Origin of the sequence: Lentisalinibacter sediminis (assembly GCF_040706615.1) — a bacterium.
GTDB lineage: Bacteria > Pseudomonadota > Gammaproteobacteria > Steroidobacterales > Woeseiaceae > Lentisalinibacter > Lentisalinibacter sediminis.
On the sequence record NZ_JAPDRF010000001.1, the window covers coordinates 112,487 to 128,136 of the forward strand.

15 protein-coding genes are annotated in these 15,650 nt (G+C 60.4%); 14 read left to right on the top strand and 1 reads right to left on the bottom strand.

Annotated features, from left to right (window positions below; all coding sequences use genetic code 11):
• The first annotated feature begins 27 nt into the window (after nucleotides 1-27).
• From ACJMKX_RS00545 to ACJMKX_RS00595, 11 genes are all read left to right on the top strand, one after another.
• On the top strand, nucleotides 28-2,436 hold the full coding sequence (locus ACJMKX_RS00545) for a TonB-dependent receptor (protein ID WP_405219949.1): 2,409 nt from the start codon (nucleotides 28-30) through the stop codon (nucleotides 2,434-2,436).
• A gap of 13 nt (nucleotides 2,437-2,449) precedes the next feature.
• Nucleotides 2,450-4,054 (top strand): tetratricopeptide repeat-containing sulfotransferase family protein, encoded by a 1,605-nt coding sequence (locus ACJMKX_RS00550; RefSeq protein WP_405219951.1) that lies wholly within the window; start codon nucleotides 2,450-2,452, stop codon nucleotides 4,052-4,054.
• A 1-nt stretch (nucleotide 4,055) separates the two neighbouring features.
• Entirely contained in the window at nucleotides 4,056-6,224 is a 2,169-nt protein-coding gene (locus ACJMKX_RS00555; protein ID WP_405219952.1) for a serine hydrolase domain-containing protein, read from the top strand.
• A complete protein-coding gene (locus ACJMKX_RS00560) occupies nucleotides 6,221-7,420 on the top strand; it encodes an MFS transporter (RefSeq protein ID WP_405219954.1) in 1,200 nt (399 codons plus the stop codon). Before ACJMKX_RS00555 ends, ACJMKX_RS00560 begins: the two co-directional genes overlap by 4 nt.
• 224 nt (nucleotides 7,421-7,644) lie before the next feature.
• Entirely contained in the window at nucleotides 7,645-7,890 is a 246-nt protein-coding gene (locus ACJMKX_RS00565; RefSeq protein ID WP_405219956.1) for a CopG family ribbon-helix-helix protein, read from the top strand.
• Complete coding sequence (locus ACJMKX_RS00570; protein WP_405219958.1) at nucleotides 7,887-8,279, top strand: putative toxin-antitoxin system toxin component, PIN family; 393 nt, start codon at nucleotides 7,887-7,889, stop codon at nucleotides 8,277-8,279. The genes ACJMKX_RS00565 and ACJMKX_RS00570 overlap by 4 nt, the downstream gene beginning before the upstream one ends.
• A gap of 131 nt (nucleotides 8,280-8,410) precedes the next feature.
• Nucleotides 8,411-9,451, top strand: coding sequence for a hypothetical protein (locus ACJMKX_RS00575; protein WP_405219959.1), 1,041 nt, complete (start codon nucleotides 8,411-8,413; stop codon nucleotides 9,449-9,451).
• A gap of 213 nt (nucleotides 9,452-9,664) precedes the next feature.
• Nucleotides 9,665-10,015 carry a hypothetical protein gene (locus tag ACJMKX_RS00580; protein WP_405219961.1) on the top strand — a complete coding sequence of 117 codons (351 nt, stop codon included), beginning with the start codon at nucleotides 9,665-9,667 and terminating at the stop codon, nucleotides 10,013-10,015.
• 30 nt (nucleotides 10,016-10,045) lie between these two features.
• Complete coding sequence (locus tag ACJMKX_RS00585; RefSeq protein WP_405219963.1) at nucleotides 10,046-10,588, top strand: hypothetical protein; 543 nt, start codon at nucleotides 10,046-10,048, stop codon at nucleotides 10,586-10,588.
• Nucleotides 10,589-11,427: 839 nt separating this feature from the next.
• Nucleotides 11,428-11,697 carry a type II toxin-antitoxin system prevent-host-death family antitoxin gene (locus ACJMKX_RS00590; RefSeq protein WP_405219965.1) on the top strand — a complete coding sequence of 90 codons (270 nt, stop codon included), beginning with the start codon at nucleotides 11,428-11,430 and terminating at the stop codon, nucleotides 11,695-11,697.
• A gap of 21 nt (nucleotides 11,698-11,718) precedes the next feature.
• Nucleotides 11,719-12,162 carry a growth inhibitor PemK gene (locus ACJMKX_RS00595; protein WP_405219967.1) on the top strand — a complete coding sequence of 148 codons (444 nt, stop codon included), beginning with the start codon at nucleotides 11,719-11,721 and terminating at the stop codon, nucleotides 12,160-12,162.
• 345 nt (nucleotides 12,163-12,507) lie between these two features.
• Here ACJMKX_RS00595 and ACJMKX_RS00600 read toward each other — a convergent pair whose 3' ends face one another.
• The gene (locus tag ACJMKX_RS00600) at nucleotides 12,508-12,645 is read right to left on the bottom strand and encodes a hypothetical protein (RefSeq protein WP_405219969.1); all 138 of its coding nucleotides are present in this window, start codon (nucleotides 12,643-12,645) and stop codon (nucleotides 12,508-12,510) included.
• Nucleotides 12,646-12,817: 172 nt separating this feature from the next.
• Between ACJMKX_RS00600 and nhaA the strand changes: the two genes are divergently transcribed.
• The 3 genes from nhaA to ACJMKX_RS00615 all read left to right on the top strand — a co-directional run bounded on the left by nhaA (nucleotide 12,818) and on the right by ACJMKX_RS00615 (nucleotide 15,631).
• Nucleotides 12,818-14,164 carry a Na+/H+ antiporter NhaA gene (nhaA, locus tag ACJMKX_RS00605; RefSeq protein WP_405219971.1) on the top strand — a complete coding sequence of 449 codons (1,347 nt, stop codon included), beginning with the start codon at nucleotides 12,818-12,820 and terminating at the stop codon, nucleotides 14,162-14,164.
• Between the two features lie 166 nt (nucleotides 14,165-14,330).
• Nucleotides 14,331-14,741, top strand: a complete 411-nt coding sequence (locus ACJMKX_RS00610) for a DUF4398 domain-containing protein (RefSeq protein WP_405219973.1) — start codon at nucleotides 14,331-14,333, stop codon at nucleotides 14,739-14,741.
• A complete protein-coding gene (locus tag ACJMKX_RS00615; protein WP_405219975.1) occupies nucleotides 14,738-15,631 on the top strand; it encodes an OmpA family protein in 894 nt (297 codons plus the stop codon). The genes ACJMKX_RS00610 and ACJMKX_RS00615 overlap by 4 nt, the downstream gene beginning before the upstream one ends.
• The last annotated feature ends 19 nt before the right edge of the window (nucleotides 15,632-15,650 follow it).

A 15,650-nucleotide genomic window follows, 5' to 3' on the forward strand; every position in this document is an offset into this window, starting at 1 on the left:
AAATCTACTGGATAGTGGGGAATCGCCATGAATAACAGACATCGTCTTATGAACCCACTCGCGGCAGCGATCAGCGGGATACTCGCGGGCACATCGGGTCCCGTTCTGGCCCAGACCGCGGACACGGATAAGACCGAAGCCATCGAGGAAATCACCGTCACGGCGAGCCGTCGTGAACAGAACATCCTCGACGTGCCCTACAACATCAGTGCAGTGTCGGGTGATGAGATCGAAGCGGCATTCACGCTGGACAACGAGGAACTGCTCCGTTCGATCCCCGGCATCACGCAGATCGATCAGGGGCCGCGCAACAATGCCCAGTTCTCGAGTATCCGCATCCGCGGACTGAACGTCGACAGCTCCGCACTCGGTGACTATGCGGTACCGTCGGTGGCGACCGTGTCGACCTACGTCAACGAGACACCCGTCTACGCCAATCTGGCGCTCACTGATCTGGAGCGGGTAGAGGTACTGCGGGGTCCCCAGGGAACGCTGTACGGATCCGGCGCGCTGGGCGGTACGCTCAAGTACTTCCTGCGACAGCCGCAGCTCGGTGAGACGACGGGTGGGGCCGCGACGGAGGTATCGAGCGTGGAGGGTTCGGACAGTATCGGGTACGGGGTTCAGGGTACGCTGAATCTCCCGCTGGGCGACAGCTCGGCGTTTCGCGCCAATCTGTACTTCCGCGACTACCCCGGCATAACGGATTACATCAATCTCTACGAACTCGACGAGAACGGCGTGCCGGTGCAGCCGAACGGCCTGTTCGCGCGCGGGCCGGACTCGACGAGCTACCGCCGTGAAGACGACATGGACAGCTTCGAGAGCCTGTACGGTCGGCTCTCATACCGGTATCAGCCTTCCGATACGTTCGACTTGACCCTGAACTATATCTACCAAGACGATGATATCGGAGGTCGCCGCCAGCAGACCCAGGGCGAGGACGGATTCGGACAGGACTATCCGGACTACAGTAACGGAGCCGTTATTGCCGAGCCCGCCGAGCGCGAGTTCAATATGGGTTCGTTGGAGCTGAATGTCGATTTCGGATTTGCGACGCTGACATCGGCCACCTCCTACTATGACAACAAAGGCGGCACCGAAAGCGACAATACGGGCTTCTACGCTAATAATTTCGCCTTCTTCTACTACAACTATCCGCGCCCGTTGTACACAGCCGTTCGTGGCTTCAACGACCGTGCGCTGGTGCAGGAGTTCCGGCTGGTGTCCAGCGGTGAGCGTACGGTGGATTACGTCGTCGGGACGTTCTACCGCGAGCAGAACCGAGGCAATTTCCAGGTCAGCGATCTGGTCGGCTTCGAGGCGTTCGCGGACGCATTGTTCTTCCCGCTCGACTTCGTCTCCACGGACAACGTCTTTACCTACGAACGCGACGAGGATTTCACCGACCTCGCGGTTTTTGGCGAACTCACCTGGCACGCGACGGATCGCCTGCACTTTACGGGCGGGCTGCGCTGGTTCGATATTGAGTCGGACGTGAGTACCTTCGTACGGACGGGCGCCTACGACGGGATCGCGGGCGCGGTAAGCACGCCGTTCGAGAGCAGCGAGGACGACCTGCTGTTCAAGGCCAACGTGGCCTACGATTTTGGAGATGACGATCTCCTCTTCGCTACGGTGTCGGAGGGCTATCGGCGGGGCGGCAACAACGGAGTGCCAACCATCGGCCGCTTCGCGAACGCCCCGGGCTGGCAGGTGTACAATTCCGACAGCGTGACCAACTACGAAGTCGGACTGAAGGGGACTTTTCGCAATATTCGCTATGACCTGAGCGCTTTCTATATCGACTGGCAAGACCCGCAGTTCAACACGTCGGCGCCAGTCGGCGCATTCTTCGCGGTGGTCAATGGCGACGAGGCGGAGACGTCGGGCTTCGAGGCCCAGGTGAGCGGTGCGCTTTCCGATAATTTCGGCTACGCGCTCGGCTACGCCTATGTCGATGCGAAGTTGTCCAAGGATCTGTTCGAGCCCGTCAATATCGCTACCGGCACGCCTACGCTCGTGGCGAGCGAAGGTGCCCCATTGCCGGGCATACCGGAGCACGCATTCAACGTAGCGGGTGACTACACGACGGCGGTCGGAAAGGGCGGCAACGTGACAATACGCATAGACGGCTTCTATCAGTCGTCGACACAAAACGTGCTGGATGAGGGCATCCTGCAGTCACAGAAGTTCCCGAGTTTCTGGGTATGGGATGCGAGCGCTGCCTGGTACAACAACAACTGGACGGTTGCACTGTTCGTCAAGAATATCGCGAACGAGGAGGGCACTACCGGTGCTTTCACACCCGATGCCTTCGGGCCGGTAGTCGATCCCGTGAATCCGTTGGCAAGTGCGGAGTTTTACGGCAGCAACGCCAGGCAGTTCATCGTGTTGCCGCGCACCGTAGGCCTCTCGATCCGCTACGACTTCTAAGTAGCTGGCGAGGATGAGCGAAGGAACGACGACTGCGGCGGTGCACCGGCATCCGGATGCGGAGCCGATACGGCGACTGATCGGGGAGGGCTTCCGCGCGCTCTCGCGGCGCGAGCAGGGGCTGGCCGAACGATGCGCCCGGTCGATCCTGCAACGCGCGCCGGAGACCGTCGACGGCTGGCTGCTGCTGGCCAGAGCCCGCCAGCAGGTCTCCGACTTCGCTGCGATGAGTCAGCATATCGCACGTGCGCGCACCCTCGCACCGGATCGCGTCGATCTGATCATCGCCACCGCCGAGGCATCCATCGCCAGCGGTGCCATAAGGGATGCGCTCGCGCAGCTTGCCGATGCCGCCGCGCGGTGTGGTGAGGATCGGAATACACTGTCTCAGCTCGTAGTCGTGTACACGCAGCTCGGTCGGCATGGGGAGGCGTATGATGCCGCGAGACGACTGGCGAGCAGCGCTGGCCACGAGACTGCTGCGCGATTCGCGCTTTCGAGCGCGGCGATAGCGGTCGGGCGCTTCGACGAGGCGCAACAGCAGCTTGAGGCGATCATCGCGGAGAATCCCGGCGAAGCGGAGGCCTACCATACCCGCGCGACCGTGCGCCGGCAGACGGCGGCGTCGAATCACATCGATGAGCTTGAGCGGAGACTAGACGGGTGGCCAGTCGGAGATCCTGCGGAGGTCCCGCTCTGCTATGCCCTGGGTAAGGAATGCGAGGATGTGGGTGCTTATGAGAGTGCCTTCGGCTACTTCCAGCGCGGAGCGAAGGCCCGTCAGCAACGTCTTTCCTACGACGTCACGATCGATACCGCGGCCCTTCGGGATATTGCCAGGACTTTCGACGAGCGCTGGTGGCAAGAGACGTCGAGCGGTGAAGACGAACCGGGCGCAATATTCGTCTGTGGCCTGCCACGCAGCGGCACGACCCTGGTCGACAGGATCCTCGCCAGCCATCCGCAGGTGAGCAGTCTTGGCGAGATCAACGACTTCGCGTACGCGGTGATGCGATTCGGTGCCCCTGCTTCCGGCAAGGACGAGCTAATACGGCAGGTCGCGAGCGCGGATATGAGCGCGATGGGGCGGGAATACCTGGAGGCCATCCGCGGCTACGGCGAGCCGGGCCCCTGCCTTATCGACAAGACGCCGGGCAATGTGCTCTACCTCGGGCTGATCGCCAAGGCGTTACCTGGGGCGCGCATCGTCTATGTTCGCCGTCACCCGATGGCCGCGGGCTATGCGATGTACAAGACCCTCTTTCGCATGGGTTATCCCTTCTCCTACGATCTGGAGTCCATCGGCCATTACTGGCTGGCCCACGAACGGCTGCTCTCGCACTGGAACACGCTGTTCGGTGAGCGCATTCTGGACGTGAGCTACGAGGCACTCGTCGATGACCAGGAGGGGGTGAGCCGCAAGATCCTGTCGCACTGTGGGCTGGACTGGTCGGATGACTGTCTTCGGTTCCACGAGAACCGCACGCCGACGGCCACGGCCAGCGCCGCACAGGTCCGCGAGCCACTCTACGGGCGTGCGCGCGACCTCTGGCGGCAATACGAGAGCGAACTGGAACCATTGCGACGTGTGCTCGCCTCCGGCGGAGTCGAAGTCTGACATGCGTGGTTCCCTACCGTCCCTGGTGCTACTCGTGTGCGTGCCGCTCCTCGCCGCAGCCCAGGAGACCGTCTTTTTCGACGATTTCCAGGACGGGGACGCCGAGGGATGGTCGGGCGGCGGGCAGGGAGATGTTGCGATAAACGACTATCAGGGCAGTCGCACCTTGCGGCTGACCCGATCGGCCTATGCCGTCGCCGAGATCGATGTGGCCGGTCTGCGGCGCGTGACGGTTGGCGCTGCGTTCGCCGCAAACGATCTCGAAAGCGAGGATCGATGCCTCCTGCAGCTGTCGTTTAATGGCGGAGATCGCTGGCAGACCACCGTTCGTGTCGTTGACGGGCAGGACGATAATTTCACATTGCATGCGGGTTTCTTCACCGCGGAAGTGCCGGCGGATGCCGGCATGATGCTGCTCGTGGCCCGCGTTGCCGGAGACGGTGCCGATGACACCTGCTACCTCGACAACGTGTTCGTGCGCAGCGTCGTCAGCGATGCCCGGAAGACCCCGAAGCCGCGGGTGTCGCGGCAGCTTCTCACGAGCGATGCGCCGATCCGGGCGCCGATGTCCATGAGCGAGTTCGGGCCAGGCGGACCGACGGGAGCAGAGCCACACGCATTCGTCGGCCGGCTGCAACTGTATGGTCCGGTCGTGGCCGACGGGTTCGAGCTGATCTACGATGAGCATGGGCGCATGGACACCGTGGGTGATGTGATCCGGCGTCTGCCCGAGTTCGATTTTGGATTCGTGAGCCGGGGTGGCGATCTGATACCGCTCCGACAGGGTGTCATCCGGCGTGAGCATCCGTATTGGGAAATTGCTTTGCAGCCGGGGAAGGTCTGGCGCCGGAAGGAAGACGGGCCCTGGAGCCGGGCGGCCATCCCGTTTGCGCTCCAGGAGCGAAGCGCCAACTGTACGCATAACGGCGTGATGACATGGCTGTACGACGGAGACGGCCGAGTCTCCAATGTAGCGTTCCAGATCAGCAGCGAGACCTGCGCCTATTTCAAGTTCGACCTCTGGGGAAAAGCTCGGGCGGCGTATAGTCCGACCACGGCCGGCGAGGATGAGGCGGCCGCCATCGCGCGGGTCGACAGACACGCCGCGGCCCGGCTTCCGATTCGGCCGCTGGCCGCGCTCGCGGAGGCCTGGCCGGGCAGCAATACCGAGGGCTTGTTGTTAGCGGATGGCGTCAATCCGGCCGACGTCAGCGTCTATGGTTTCCTCGTCGACGGCGTGCACTACCGCGGGGGCTGTGAAACCCGCCACGGCATCTACCCGTACTGCGACGTCCTGCCACTGCCGTCCTACTCAACCGCCAAGACCATGTTTGCGGGAGTCGGCTTGATGCGGGCCGAGCATCTGGCCCCCGGGATCAGCCAAAGAACGATCGCCTCGGTGATCCCGGAATGCGACCTTCCACGATGGGAAGACGTGACGATCGAGGATGCTCTCGACATGGCGACGGGTAACTTCAGCGAGCCAGGGCCCACTGCCGACGAGGACTCGGCGCCGCACCTGGAGTTCGTCTTCTCGGACAGCCACGGCGAGAAGCTCGAATTCTCCTGCGGCTACTTCGAGCGGCGTGCCGAGCCTGGAACGACGTTTGCGTACCATACGTCCGATACTTATCTCGTGGGTGTCGCTCTTCAGCGGTTGCTCGACGAGGTCGTCGAGGGGGGTAGCGACGTCTATGCAGACCTACTGACACCGCTGTGGCGTCGGCTGCGACTGAGTCCGCTGCTGGACGTTACGAAGCGCACTTACGACCAAACCTCCCAGCCGTTCGCCGGCTATGGCCTGACCGTTGAGGCCGATGACTGGCTGCGAATCGCAGATTGGCTGGCGAACCGGGGAGGGAGCATCGATGGTGAACCGATGCTGGATCCCGCGATGCTCGATGCCGCATTGCAGCGTGATCCCGACGACAGGGGTGTTTTCGCCGGAAACCCGACGCTGCGCTACAACAACAGCATGTGGGCGTTCAATGTGCGCGAGGTGATCGATTGCGAGCATGACATCTGGATACCGTTCATGTCCGGCTTTGGCGGGATCACTATCGCGATGATGCCGAACGGAGTTATTTTCTACTACGCATCCGATGGCTACGTACACCGCTGGCGGTCTGCCGTGCGCACGGCAGACACCATCGAAGCGATGTGTCGATGACAACCGCCGACCCGAATACGCGGTCCGGCATTCGCAGGGTGGAACCGAACGGCGCTGCCGCCAGGATCTTCATGTCCTTTCTGGCAACGGCCGGCCTGTTCTACGTCAACATTATGCCGGCGATCGTCGACGGGCTGATCGAGGGGCTCGGTTTCAGCAACGGGGAGGCGGGCTTTGTCGGTTCGGCCAATGTGTACGGGGCTGCGGCGGGCGCGCTGATTATCGTTTTCATTGTTGGAAGGATCCGATGGCGGCCCGTGGCTTATGCCCTGCTTGCCGTGTTGATCGCCATGGATCTCCTGTCCATTCTCGTGCAGCAGCCTGCACTGATGATCGGTACGCGCTTCGTGCATGGCGTTGTCGGTGGTGCGCTTGTCGGCATTGGCTTTGCGGTCATCGCCAGGGCGACGTCACCGGATCGCACCTTCGGTGTCCTTCTCGTCATCCAGTTCGGGTTAGGTGGGCTTGGAAACCTCTATCTGCCGCGCCTCGTGCCAATCTTCGGCACGGATGTATTGTTCCTCTCGCTGATCGCCTTCAGTTTGGTCACGGCGGCGATGGTGCCCTTCCTGGATGAATACGAAGTAACAGAAGCGCAGGGTTTGCAGAGCGCGAAAGGAGTCGCGGGGGCTGCGCTGATTCCGATGGCGCTGACGCTCCTTGCTACGTTCCTGTTCCAGGCCGCGAATATGGGCCTATTCGCGTTCATCATCGGTCTCGGCAAGGCGGCCGGACTTACCGTGGATTTTATTACCTGGACGCTCGCGCTGTCCGGCTGGATCGGTATTGTCGGCGCCGGCCTCGTGATAGTGCTACACACGCGCTACGGCCGCACCATGCCCCTGGTGGTAGCCATGATTCTTACGATCGCAGGCTTCTGGGTACTCAACTACAGCGAGGTGGCCAGCATCTATCTGCTGGCGAACTGCGCCATGGGCATTACCTGGGCGTTCGTGATCCCCTATCTGCTCGGCCTCGCCGCCGAATTCGATCGAACCGGCAGAATGGCGGCACTCGGCGGATTCGCCTCGAAAATGGGTCTCGCGAGCGGGCCGCTCGTCGGGGGACTGCTGATCGGCGGGAACGGGAACTACACGTTACTCATCATCGCCGGGATAGTCACGATGAGCGCGAGCCTCGGTGCCTGTATCGTGCCGGCGTGGCGGCAGGATCACGTCCCGAGCGTGTCGGACTAGGGCTGCGCTGAATTCACCGAATATTGGCATCGTCGACCGGCCCGGATGACTCGCCAAAGAGACGTTCTGCCAGAGTCTCCTGCCGCAGATTATCCGGCTAAAGAGCCAATGCAAATCCAGGGTCAGTTTTCTCTACAGGTCAACAGACAACTGGACTCTTCTGGCAACTGGACTCTTCTGGCATAATTGTCCTTTAGTATGAATCGTTCATACCCTGCCTGAGGGTGGTCACCATAGGTTCTGCAGTCAAGAAGACCATCTCACTTCCACCGGACCTGGCGAAGCAGGTCGAAGAGATCGCCGCAACTGAGGGTAAGTCGGTCAGCGCCGTCGTCCAGGACGCGCTGCGACTGGCGCATCGGGAGTACCTAAAGCGGGAGTATGCCGGGGTTCAGGGTTTCTGGAGCAGGAAGGCGCGTGAGAAGGGCGTCCTTACTGAGAAAGACCTGCGTCGGTACCTCAGCGATTGAGGGTCGTCTTCGATACCAACATATCCGTTTCGGCTTTCGTGTTTCCCGGGAGCCACGCGGATGCCGCGATCAGGCGAGTACTTGGTGGCGTGGGTGAGTTGGTTATCTCCCGACCGATCATCGACGAACTCCTGACCGTCCTGGCCCGAAAGTTTGCGCGAGACGCCGACGAATTGGGGCGCATCGCACTATTGCTGAGCGATCTGAGTAGTGTGGTTCGTCCACGGCGTCCGATCACGATTCTGGCCCACGAAGCAGACAATCGCATTCTCGAGTGCGCTCGCACGGGGCGCGTTGATTTGATCGTCACCACGGACGGGGGGATGCTCGCACTTGGGCGCTATCGGGATATCGAAATCAAGTCGCTCCGCGAGTGTGTGGCGTTATAGCTTTCAGAATCACTGATTGGATTACAGGAATGCGACTGTTGCTATGTGAAGCAGCCTGTATCCGGAAACCCAGGTCAGTCCATGTGCCTGATCAGGTCGTCCGAGACAATGGGGCCAAACCCGACTGAGATATGAAAACCCGCAACTTGTCTTCGACTGATCGCCAAGCAATCCTTCGCAGGGCGATCATCCGCGCCGAGCCCGAATACTACGCGTGGTCGCCTGCGCAGCAAGAGCAGTATCGACTGAGCATCCCCGAAGAGCGAAAGTTTCTTGTTCGCCAATCCGTGTTGCGTTCCCTGTTTGGACTTGACGTCGATACAGAGGAAGCAATGAGAGAAATGTTGGAGGGATTCGATGACGAAAAATATCTACTGCTGAATAGCACGCTTCTGCCCTTTCAAGGCATTGGTGACAATGATTTCTTTTTGAATGAGTGCTTTGCAGAAGGTGTCACGCTGCTGGATTTTGCGACGGTGGGTGAATATGCCCGCCATGATCATGAGTTCCAGGAGCAGGCGCGAAAGACGGAGGATCCGGCGTATGAGATACGTCCCTTTCAGGGTGATCTGTACCCATGCTGGGCCAGACTGAATATCGATGGGGAGTTTCACTATGCCACGATTGTCTCGCTCGCGAGATATCTGACGGATAGGCTCGATAATGCCGGATCGGAGAGGATCCGGTCGCTGATACCGCATCGATACGTTGCGGGGAGCGATCACGGCAAGCGGGAGAAAGGCGGATCGCTTTGGGATATGCGTGTGGAAGCACGAGGCATGGAACCTCAATTGGATGAGCTGCAACGTCGGTATTACGAGTATCTTCGGAACTGTCATTCGCGACTTCTGGAACGATTTGACGACCAGGGAATACAAAGGGTGTATATCCAGCGCACAGAGCGGGGCGTTGAGCGCAACATCGAGTTTGTTTTCTCCGACCAGCGCGCCCTCGATGCGGTAAGGTTTCGGCGGTATTGCGCCGACTGCCAGCGTATTGCCGGTGATTCGGCAGAGCTTGCCGCGTTGATCGACGAGGAAGAACAGGCGGCTTTTCGGTTCCTGGAAGAGCAATTTCGGGATATTCAGAAGAACTACGATCCGTCCGTGGTGCCGTTTCGTAAGAAGAGGAGAATAATCGTGGCAGACGGTGCTCTGGATGATCTCTCATAGTCCAGTCTCGTCGCCTCTTGGGACGGCGGTGTGACCTGCTCATCCACGAATTCGCGGGATAGAGGACCGACTGGTCCGGGACAGCATAGAAAAATTCGCCTCGCGACTTCTCTGGGAAAAAATCCCGCGCTCCGCTACAGGTGGTCGGTAAATGGGTCGGGGAAGATTCCACCAAAGAAATAGGTATAATCACCCAACAAGTAGGTGAGTATCATGCAGCAACCCCGGATCTCAGAACGTCCTTTAGTCGGCTTGTTCGGCAGCGAGTCCGCCTACCGAGTACTGATGTACCTGGAAAACTACGGCAGGGGTTACGCGTCCGAAATGGCGAGAACCTACGGCATTTCTCTGAATCAGGTTCAGAATCAGCTGCGCAAATTCGAGGAATTGGGACTTCTGGTCAGCCGAATGGAGGGCCCGACGCGGGTCTTCTACTTCAAGCAGGGTCCGGTTTCCGACGCCCTCAGAGTCTTTCTGCGGGAGATGCTCGAGCGGCTCCCGGAAGAGACAATCAGAAAATATTACCGGGAAAGGCGCCGCCCCCGAAGGCATGGGAAGCGGTAGGCTTGTCCGATGATCTCGGAGGACACGAGTTTGACGGAGCTGGCGACCGCTGTCTCCGAGGCATTGGAGAATGCGGGTATCGTCGCGACGCTGTCGGGCGGTGCAGCAGTGTCGATCTATTCGGCGAATCGCTACCTGTCCGAGGATCTCGATTTCGTTACGAATGCGCTGGTCGACGACCCCGAGCGTGCGCTGTCGCCGTTGGGCTTTGCAAGGAGAGGCAGGCCTCGGCTCTCAGTGTTCGAACATCATCGTACCGCTTGGTATCTCGAGTTCCCGCCTGGCCCACTCGGATTCGGCAGTACTTATGTGGATCCGTCGCAATGCACAGTCCTCGAGACTTCTGTCGGGCGTCTGAGAATCATCACGCCTACACATTCCGTAATGGATAGACTGATCGCGGCAGTAGTCTGGTCGGAACCGCAGTCGTTGGAGCAGGCTGTGCTCGTCGCAATAGAGCAGTCGAAGAACATAGACTGGTCGGCACTGGCAAGCTGGCTGAAGAAGGAGGGTATCGAAATCGCGCCGGAGGTGAGGCTCTTTCTGGAGCGAACGGCAACTGTGCGAACGTGATGGGGTCGCGCTCATGTATTCATCCACGATTTGATCTATGCCATGAGCCACATGAATAATCGCCCACATCGCCGAGAAATTCAGGTTGCACCGATGAGGGATTGGACGGAAGGGATCGGAAAAGCGATCTAGGATCAGAAAGTTACGAATTCAGTCTATCCGGAAGTCGCACCGATGTCGCACCCGACTTCCTCGACGTTTTACCGGGAAAAAGGGATTGCAGAGCTCGGTTCAAATTTGTCCCCCAATTTCTTGATTGCAATTCGCGGTAACTTCACTGTATCGGCGAGCGAGGACCACAGCGCCCTGGTATCGCCGCTGCCGCCGGCGATGAGATTATTGAGGGCTGCGCCCCACACGGTCGTATTACGCTACGCTTATGAGTAACACTTGGGTCACCGATCTTCGGCACTACCTGACGGCCAGCGGCGCCATGGCGGAGATGCTGCCTCGCGCTCGACGGCTCGCAGAATACTTTGCCAGCATCGTTGTGGATGCTACGACGGGTATCGACGGCCCGCCCACAGTCCGCTGCCGTCGCCGGCCCGGGCATCGTCCGTGCCCTGGTATCGTGGTTTCGTATCCGGCCGTGGACGACCTTGATAGCATCCACTGGCATTGCCCGGTCTGTCACGATAACGGGATGATTACGGGGTGGCAGGGCACGTTATGGGACGGCTTCGCCGATCCGGCCGGGGTGGAGTCTGCGGAATCGCACTGAGGTGTGCGTCAGATCGTCAGCAGCTGCGACCTGGGCTGTTCGAGTGAGATCAGCCATAATTGACGTTATGCCGTAAATTCCGTATTATCCGCAATATACGGATACTCAGGACGCCTTTATGATCGCGACCACAGCCACAGAATTTGCCAAACGTTTCGGGCGCTACAAGGAAGAGGCACAGCGGGAACCGGTGGCTATCACGAGCCACGGGCGGATCAGCGGCTATTTCGTATCGGCCCGCGAATATGCCGAATTGGAGCGCCTGCGTGCGTTTGAGCGGCGCGTCTACAGGCTCGATAATTTGCCGGCTGAGATTGCCGATGCCATCGAGGTAGCTCAGATGGATTCGGCCCATGATCATCTCAACGAACTCCTGAACGAAGACTGATCGGCAGGCGAAGCGGCGACGATGGCATACCCCGATCCGGAGGTCGGCCTCGTCGTTTCTTATTCCTATCTCTGGAGCGATGAGGCAGCCGCCGGCCACGCAGAGGGTCGCAAGCCTCGACCTTGCGCGGTCGTCATGGCTGTGAAACGCGCCGAGGAAGATCGACCGTTTGTTGCCGTGTTACCCATCACGCACAGTCCGCACTCCGATCCGGAAACGGCGATTGAGATTCCCCGGCCAGTAGCCGCACACTTGGGGCTGGACAGCGATCCCTGCTGGGTCGTACTCGATGACGTCAATGTCTTTACCTGGCCGGGCTATGACTTGCGGCCAATTTCCGGTCAACCCGGCCGTTACGACTATGGCTTGTTGCCGCCGCGGTTCTTCGAAAGGATCGTGAAGCGGTTCGCGCAACTCAGGCGAAGTGGGCGGATTACCGAAACGTCTCGTGATGACGAAGCTTGATCGGTGGGATAACGTTTAGGGTGGGCACGCAAAGAGTTCTGATATTCGATATCACTGGACGTCGCCAAGGCTTTGCCGACCTCCCCGATTTTTTGGATGAATCCGCGGGCGACTAATGATCCTGCCGGAGCGATAAAGATCCGCTCTGTCGCCTGACTCACGGAGGTAGTTTCTCGAACACGGGAGGCGGCTCAAGTCGAATACGCTGTTGAATTGCGCCGAGTATTGAGCCGAGTTCACCGAATATTTGTATCGCCGATTGGCCCGAATGGCTAGCCAAATTGACGTTCTGCCTCAGCCGCCTGGCGCAGATTATCCGGGCGAATACTAAGTGCAAGTTCCGGGTCAGTTCTCTGTATAAATCGAAATCTGAGCCTCCAGCTCCATCAGCCGCTGCAGCGTCCACTGCCCCAGCTCCCTCAGAAAATCTCCGTCTGCGTGCTTCTCACCGAGCTCGAGCAATGCCATCCTATCCTCGGTCATCGTGGTGCCTCTCCGTTCTTTGAATGTGTCGCAACATCCAGTTTTCGGAGACCCGCGATGGCCGCTACCACCGCCCTCGATTTACATCACTCCCGGGAACACTACCCAGATTGCACCCCTAGCCATGGTCGCATCACATTGAATCGCTGCATCGCCTGATCAGGCCGGTATCGTGAAAAGCCATCCGCATCGCGACGTCGACACGAATCGCCTTCCGAGCGTACTCCTCGATCGCCTCGCAAGGCCGGTCAGGCAATTCCTGGCGATTGAGGCTTCAAGCGGCGCGGTTCTTCTGGTTTTCCTCGTTGCCGCTCTCGTCCTCGCCAATTCGCCCTGGGCCCATTCGTTCTTCAATTTATGGGAAGCACAGATCGGGTTCCGGGTGGGCACCTGGGAGTTCGCCCGCACGTTGAGAGATTGGATCAACGATGCGCTGATGACGCTGTTCTTCTTTCTGGTCTCACTGGAGCTAAAGCGCGAGCTGGTACTCGGCGAATTGCGCAATCCGCGCATGGCAGCGCTATCGATATCGGCCGCACTGGGAGGAATGCTGGTGCCCGCCTTGCTCTATCTGACGATGCAGGCAGGGCAACCGGGCCAGCACGGCTGGGGCACGGTGATGGCCACCGACACCGCGTTCGTCATCGGCTGTCTCGCGTTGCTGGGCTCACGCGTTCCGCAGTCTCTGCGGGTTTTCATGTTGTCGCTGGCTATCGTGGATGACATAGGTGCCATTCTCGTTGTTGCCGTCGGCTACAGCAGTGAAATCGCTGTCCTGCCCCTCGGCCTGGCTGCTCTTGGCATCGCCGTGGTGCGTGCAATGGCGCTTTCAGGCTTCCGCGGTTTTCCGCTCTACTTTCTGATCGGCGCCCTGATCTGGCTTGCCGTCGACGCGTCAGGAGTTCACCCGACGATCACCGGCGTGGTGCTCGGTTTGATGACGCCGGCGCGCAGATGGGTCAGCGACGAGCGGTTGTACGCCATTCTCGATCAGGTCATAGCACATCCTGACAGCGGGGAGGGTGTTGGCGGCACTGAAGATCGTCAGACGCTCCAGGTCGCGGAGGTCGCGGCACGCGAAACACTGTCTCCTGTCGAGCGTTTGGAGATCGCGTTGCATCCCTGGGTCGGCTTTGTCGTCATGCCCTTGTTCGCGTTTGCCAACGCTGGAGTAACACTCTCTCTCGACAGTCTTGACGGCGCCGTCATGATCGCCGTGATTGTCGCCTTCGTCGTCGGCAAACCCGTCGGTATCCTTGCGTTCAGCTGGTTGGCCGTGCACACGGGGATTGCCATACGCCCGCCGGAACTCGGCTGGGCGACGGTCGCCGGCGGCGCTCTGCTCGCCGGGATAGGCTTCACGATGGCATTGTTTATTGCCGGTCTTTCCTTTGGCGATGACCTCATCGACAGCGCCAAACTCGGTATCTTCCTGGGGTCGATCGTTTCCGCGCTGGCGGGACTTGCGGTGCTGACATGGGTGACCACCGGCAAGGCCCGGACCGCGCGGCCGGCGTGAGCGCCCACCGTAGCCGCCGGAAAGTCGCTTCGACAAGGCCGATGCCGGAGCCTGGCACTGTGTGACCTGCGCGGAGCGGCCGGCGCGGGTGCGCCACCGCACAGAACTCCCTGTGTCAAAGGCGGAGGATGCTCTGGCATCCCGCATTCTTCACAGGACACCAGACATGCACAAACAACATCCCGCCATTCGGGCGATCCGCGGATCGCCTTTCTTCATTGCACTGTCCGCTGCCGGCCTTCTTGTGCTGGCAGGCTGTGCCACGGCACCTGTGCCTCCAACCCAGGCGCTGCAGGCAGCCGAGTCGGCGATTTCCAATGCCGAACAGGCCCGCGTCGCCGATTATGCGTCCTCCGAACTCACGACGGCGCGCACGAAGCTGGCTTCGGCCAACACCGCGGCGCGCGAAGAGCGGATGATCGATGCCGAATACCTGGCCATCGAGTCGCGCACGCATGCCGAAGTCGCCCTGGCCCGGGCCGAGGAGCTGAAGGCCAAGGCCGTCAACGACGACATGCAGCAGAGCATTGACACTCTGAAGCAGGAAATGCAGCGCGCCACAGGAGAAAGTCAATGAACGCCACAGCCATGACATCAAGCCGAGCGGCGCTGGTCGTCGCGGGTTTCTTCCTTCTGTCTGCCTGTGCGACGACGCCGGAGGCGCCGAAAGCACCGCTCGATTCCCGCGTCAAGCTGACCGCACTCCAGTCCGATTCCCAACTCGCCACCCGTGCGCCGGTTGAGATGCGAGCAGCGGAGGCAGCGGTCAAAGCAGCCGAAGCGCCTCCGCCGGACGGCAAGTACGCTACCCACCTGGTATTGCTGGCCGACCAGAAGGTCGAGATTGCCCGCGCGCGCGCCCAGAGCCGTCAGTACGAGGACCAGCGTCAGTCCCTGAGCGAGAAGAGCGAGCGCGCCCGTCTCGAGGCCCGTACACAGGAAGCCGACCGCGCGCGCAGTGATGCGCAGTCCGCTCGCGCCGACGCCGAGTCGGCCAGGGCGGACGCATCCAGCGCACGCGACGAGGTTGCTGCTTCCAGGGCAGCGCGCCAGGAACTGCAGCGCCAGATCACTGAGCTCAATGCCCGTGAGACCGATCGCGGCCTGGTCGTCACCCTGGGCGATCTTCTCTTCGCCACGGGCAAGTCCGATCTGACCGGTGGCGCGGGGGCAAACCTCGACAAGCTGGCGGCCTTCCTCGACGAGTACGACGATCGGACCGTTCTGATCGAAGGCCACACCGACAGCGTGGGCAGCGAGGAGTCGAACCAGTTTCTGTCGCAGCGTCGTGCGGAGTCGGTGAAGAGCTACCTGGTCAGCCGCGGCGTGCAGGCGAATCGCCTGACCACCCTCGGGCTCGGTCAGGGCTCGCCGGTGTCCAGCAACGATACCGCTACGGGCCGGCAGCAGAATCGCCGCGTAGAGGTGATCATCTCGAATGCAACGACGCTTTCCAGCACCAGTTGAGTCTTCTGGCAATGTTCGG

Bases quoted from the DNA above. Each gene is read 5' to 3' on its own strand.
- ACJMKX_RS00545 (WP_405219949.1), top strand. From the start codon at position 28: ATGAATAACAGACATCGTCTTATGAACCCACTCGCGGCAGCGATCAGC.
- ACJMKX_RS00550 (WP_405219951.1), top strand. From the start codon at position 2,450: ATGAGCGAAGGAACGACGACTGCGGCGGTGCACCGGCATCCGGATGCG.
- ACJMKX_RS00555 (WP_405219952.1), top strand. From the start codon at position 4,056: ATGCGTGGTTCCCTACCGTCCCTGGTGCTACTCGTGTGCGTGCCGCTC.
- ACJMKX_RS00560 (WP_405219954.1), top strand. From the start codon at position 6,221: ATGACAACCGCCGACCCGAATACGCGGTCCGGCATTCGCAGGGTGGAA.
- ACJMKX_RS00575 (WP_405219959.1), top strand. From the start codon at position 8,411: ATGAAAACCCGCAACTTGTCTTCGACTGATCGCCAAGCAATCCTTCGC.
- ACJMKX_RS00580 (WP_405219961.1), top strand. From the start codon at position 9,665: ATGCAGCAACCCCGGATCTCAGAACGTCCTTTAGTCGGCTTGTTCGGC.
- ACJMKX_RS00590 (WP_405219965.1), top strand. From the start codon at position 11,428: ATGATCGCGACCACAGCCACAGAATTTGCCAAACGTTTCGGGCGCTAC.
- ACJMKX_RS00595 (WP_405219967.1), top strand. From the start codon at position 11,719: ATGGCATACCCCGATCCGGAGGTCGGCCTCGTCGTTTCTTATTCCTAT.
- ACJMKX_RS00600 (WP_405219969.1), bottom strand. From the start codon at position 12,645: ATGACCGAGGATAGGATGGCATTGCTCGAGCTCGGTGAGAAGCACGCA.
- ACJMKX_RS00610 (WP_405219973.1), top strand. From the start codon at position 14,331: ATGCACAAACAACATCCCGCCATTCGGGCGATCCGCGGATCGCCTTTC.
- ACJMKX_RS00615 (WP_405219975.1), top strand. From the start codon at position 14,738: ATGAACGCCACAGCCATGACATCAAGCCGAGCGGCGCTGGTCGTCGCG.